A 4,563-nucleotide genomic window follows, 5' to 3' on the forward strand; every position below is an offset into this window, starting at 1 on the left:
GGCCGACCGCCCCGGTCCGGGCCCCGCCGCGGCGGGAAGCCCTGCCGGTCGGCGGAGCCCCGTCGGTCGAATGAGCCGCGCCGCTCGGAAGAGCCGCCGCGCCGCTCGAAGGAACCCTGTTGCTCGGAAGAACCCCGGCGCTCGGACGAGGCCTGTCGGTCAGTCACGCGAACTGCTCCCCGGTAGTCACCCGGACGCCGCGCGCCCAGTCCGTCGCCGGCATGGCCCTCTTGCCCGCCGCACGTATCTCGCCCAACACGACCGGATCGGTGGCGGTGCCGGCCAGCACCCTGCTCCGCTCGACCAGCAACTCCCCCGGCTTGAGATCCGGTCCGTCGGAGACCGGGCGGACCGGGCCCAGCTTGACCCGGTCGTCGCGGAACGTGGTCCACGCCCCGGGGGCGGGAGTGCAGGCCCGGATCCGCCGGTCCACCGCGAAGGCCGGTTCTCCCCACCGCACCTGCCCGTCGGAGGCGGTGAGCTTCGGGGCGAGGGAGACACCGTCCGCCGGTTGCGGTGCGGCGTGGGCGGTACCGGCCTCGATCGCGTCGAGCACGGCGACCAGCAGCCCCGAGCCGGACCGGGCGAGACGCTCCAGCAGGTCGCCGGAGGTGTCGCTGGCCCGGATCTCGTCGGTGACCGTGCCGAAGACCGGTCCGGTGTCCAGGCCCTGTTCGAGCTGGAAGACGCTGGCACCGGTCAACTCGTCACCGTGCAGCACCGCGTGCTGCACCGGCGCGGCCCCCCGCCAGGCGGGCAGCAGCGAGAAGTGCAGGTTGATCCAGCCATGGGTGGGCAGCTCCAGCGCCGCCGGCGGGACCAGCGCACCGTACGCGACCACCGGCACACAGTCGGGTGCCAGCTCACGCAACCGGGCGAGGAACTCCGGCTCGCTCGGCCGCTGCGGAGTGAGCACCTCCACACCCCGCTCGTCGGCCCAGGCACCGACCGGAGATCGCACCAGGCCCCGGCCCCGACCGGCGGGCGCATCGGGGCGGGTCACCACGGCGACCAACTCGTGACCGGATGCGGCGATGGCGTCCAGGGCGGGCACCGCGACGGCCGGCGTACCGGCGAAGACCAGACGCATCCGGGTCACCGCCCCAGGCCGAACGGGCTCGCCGAAGCGTGCGGGCTGACCTTGACCGTCGGCGGGGTGGCCGGGTCGTACCACTCGGCCTGCCGGATCGCCTTCATCGCGGCCTTACGCCCGGCGGCGTCCAGCCGGTCGAGGAAGAGCACCCCGTCGAGGTGGTCGGTCTCGTGCTGGACGCACCGGGCCATCAGACCGGTGCCGACGATCTGCATCGGGTCGCCGTAGGAGTTGAACCCCTTGGCCACCACGTTCATCCGACGTTTGGTGTCGAAGTAGAGACCGGGAATGGACAGGCAGCCCTCGGGGCCGTCCTGCTCCTCCTCGTCCGGAAAGTCCAGCACCGGATTGATCAGGTGACCGACGACGTCGTCCACGTCGAAGGTGAACACCCGCAGACCCACACCGAGCTGCGGGGCAGCGAGACCGGCACCACTGCGATCGCGCATCGTGTCGGTCAGGTCGGCAACCAGCTTGCGCAGCTCGACATCGAAGTCGACCACCGGCTCGGCCGGCGTACGCAGCACCGGATCCCCGAACAGACGGATGGGCTGGACGGTCACGCGGGGTGGCTCCTTCGCGGGGCGGGGAAGATTGACTACCCACCAGTCTACGGACGGGCTGGCCGGGGCTGTCCGGCACGCTACCCGGACCGGGCGGCGAGGTTTCGCCCCTGATGACGGATCCTGCCCCGGCGCGCCACGGGACGTCCGGCTACGACCGGGGGCCGCCGCCGGACGCGGGCGGTTGCTACGCCGTACCGCCCGGCTCGCCGGCCAGGACGGCGTCGGCCCGGTGCAGCACGTGCGCGGGGATCGGCAGCCGGATCTGGTGCGCCGCCTCCCAGTCGTACAGGGCGCTCAGGGCGACCTCGGTACGGAAGTAGTCGACCGCGCTGAGACCGCCGACCACGGGTTCGGCGACCTCAGCGGCGAGCCGGGCGGGCACCAGCTTGAACCCGCTGCGCAACGCGGCGCTGAGCCGACGGTGGCCGTCGACCACGAAGAAGTGCTCGCCCGTGTAACCGACGCTCAGCGGTTCGAGCGCCGCCTCGCCGGCCTGCCGGACGTGCTCCACGTAGTCCGACTCCCACAGGCCGCGCAGCCCCTGGATCTCCTGGGTCGGGAAGACCCGGGCCGGGTCGAGCAGCAGCAGCGGCGGCGCCTCCCGCAGGATGTCCGCGCCGATCCTGCCCTCGTAGGCGGCGATGACGAGATCCACGACCTCGTGCGCCGACGCCCGGGTGGTGTCGCAGATCAGGTCGTAGTTGCGCAGTTTCGCCTTGTCGACGCCGTACCGGACGATGAACCGGCCGCGCTCGCTCTCGCTGCGCTCCCGCAGCTTCGTCCGGGCCTCTTCGATCGAGGTGTAGCTCTCCGCCGGACCGGAGGGCCGGGCCAGCACCCGACGGGCGGCCTCGGTCGGCTCGGTGATGAGGTGGACCTTGAGGGCGTTACCGAAGAAGTGCCAGGCCAGCCGGCTGTCGACGATCAGCTGCTCGCCCGAGTTGGCGATGTCCTGCTGCAACTGGTCGACGTAGCCGTCCACGGCCTGGTCGAGTTCGGCGTGCAGGTTGAGCTGCAGCGCGGTCATCTCGCGCTGGCGCGCCATCTCCCGGTAGAGGTCACCGACGCTGACCCGCCGTAGCCCCAGTCGCTGGGCAAGCTCGATCGACACGGTGCTCTTACCACTACCAAGATCACCGTTCAGGACGATCGACTGACGAACGGTCACGACTCACACACCCCTGCTCACCGGCCGGTCGACGTCAATCGGCTGAACGCCAGATCGGGCGGTCATCTCGTCGTCGCGCCACGTGGGCACCCGGAATGACGGACGATGCTAGCACGCGCCACGGGCCCGGCCTGCGGCTTCCCACCAACAACGCTTCCCACCCCACTCTAGAACAGGCTGAGCGGGTCGACCTGGATCCGGACCGGCTCGGCGGCCCGACGGGCGGTACGGACCCCCGCCGCCGCGTGCAGGGCAGCGGCCAGCCCGGCCGCCCGGGAGCGGGGCACCCGTACCAGCATCCGTTCCTGGTCCGCGTCGGCAGGCACCGGCCCCAGCACCTCCGCCTCGGCCGGCAGCCGGGCGGCGGTCAGCAGGTCGGCGACGGCAGCCGGCAAACCGGTCAGACTGGCCATCCGGGCGGCTGGTGGAAAGCCCAGCTCGCGGCGCTCGGCCAGTTCCCGGGCCGCGAACCAGCCCGGATCCCAGCGCAACAACGCCTGGACCGAGGCCAACGAGCCATCGGCGACGACCACCACCCGCCCACCAGCCGAGGCGGGGCGGGCCAGCGCCGCAGCGGTCAGCCACCGACGCAGCGTCTCCTCACCGGCCCGTAGGTCGGCCCGGGTCAGCAGGGCCCACGCGTCGAGCAGCAGCACCGCACCGAATCCGCCGTCGGCGACCGGTTCGGCCCCCGGCGTACTGATCACCAGGCTGGCGCTGCCCGGCACGGCGTCCAGCACCCCCTCCCGCCCGGATGTCCGTACCGGAACGTCCGGGAAGGCCCGCCCCAGTTCCTCGGCGGTACGTCGGGCACCGACCACGGAGGCCCGCAGCCGCCGCCCGGAGCAGTGCGGGCAGGCGTACGCGGCGGCCACCCGCCCACACCACCGACAGGCGGGCGCGGCTCCCGCGGAGCGGAGGGCCAACGGTCCCGAGCAGTGCGGGCACCGGGCCGGGGCCCGGCAGTCGGCACAGGCCACCGAGGGCAGGTAGCCGCGTCGGGGTACCTGCACCAACACCGGGGTGTCGGCCTTCAGCGCCGCCCGGGCCGCCTCCCAGGCCAGGCTGGGCAACCGAGCCGTGGCTGCCCCCGGGTCGCGGGCCAGCTGCGGGTCGTCGCCGGTCGGCGTCACCAGCGGGGTACGTCGGCGTACCGTGGCCCGGTCCGCGACGATCTCCTTCGCCCAGCCGGTCTCCAGCAGCAGCTGTGCCTCGGCGGTACGGGTGTGCCCGGCGACCAGCGCCGCTGCGTCGCCGAGCTGGGCCCGGGTCAGCAGCACCTCCCGGGCGTGCGGATAGGGGGCACGTGGCTCGGCGTGCAGGTCGTCGCCGTCGTCCCAGATCGCCACGAGTCCCAGTCGGGGCACCGGGGCGAACATCGCCGCCCGGGTGCCGATCACCACCGGCACCTGACCGCGTCGGGCGGCGAGGAAGGCCCGGTAACGCTTTGCCGGGCCCAGTGCCGCAGAGAGCGCGACGTGACGTCCGGGCCCCAACTGGGTGGTCAGTGCGGTGTCCAGGCGGGCGAGGTCCCGGGCATCCCCGACCACCACGACAGCGCCCCGACCGCCGTGTACGGTCGCCGCGACCGCCTCCGCCAGCCGGGTGGGCCAGTCCGTACCGGCCAGCGCCGACCACACCGCCCGGGGTGCCCGACCGTCGGCCAGGGCCCGGAGGAACCCGGGGCCGGCCGGATAGTCCCGCCATCCGGTCGCCTCCGGCGCGCTCCGGGCACC

At 73.4% G+C, this 4,563-nt stretch carries 4 protein-coding genes; all 4 read right to left on the reverse strand.

The genetic code is table 11. The features are described 5' to 3' along the window. Positions 1-163: 163 nt before the first annotated feature. Complete coding sequence (fmt, locus tag ACFQ4H_RS34515) at positions 164-1,090, reverse strand: methionyl-tRNA formyltransferase (RefSeq protein WP_377579440.1); 927 nt, start codon at positions 1,088-1,090, stop codon at positions 164-166. Positions 1,091-1,095: 5 nt separating this feature from the next. Further along, complete coding sequence (gene def, locus ACFQ4H_RS34520; RefSeq protein WP_377579442.1) at positions 1,096-1,656, reverse strand: peptide deformylase; 561 nt, start codon at positions 1,654-1,656, stop codon at positions 1,096-1,098. Between the two features lie 187 nt (positions 1,657-1,843). Further along, the gene (locus tag ACFQ4H_RS34525) at positions 1,844-2,827 is read right to left on the reverse strand and encodes an AAA family ATPase (protein WP_377579444.1); all 984 of its coding nucleotides are present in this window, start codon (positions 2,825-2,827) and stop codon (positions 1,844-1,846) included. 167 nt (positions 2,828-2,994) lie between these two features. Next, positions 2,995-4,563: primosome assembly protein PriA (locus ACFQ4H_RS34530; RefSeq protein ID WP_377579446.1), on the reverse strand; the 1,569-nt coding region annotated here is incomplete at its 5' end.

It is taken from the genome of Micromonospora sonneratiae (genome assembly GCF_042679305.1).
GTDB classification, from domain to species: Bacteria; Actinomycetota; Actinomycetes; order Mycobacteriales; family Micromonosporaceae; genus Micromonospora_H; species Micromonospora_H sonneratiae.

Coding starts and splice junctions, on each gene's coding strand:
- fmt (WP_377579440.1), bottom strand. CDS start 1,090: ATGCGTCTGGTCTTCGCCGGTACGCCGGCCGTCGCGGTGCCCGCCCTG.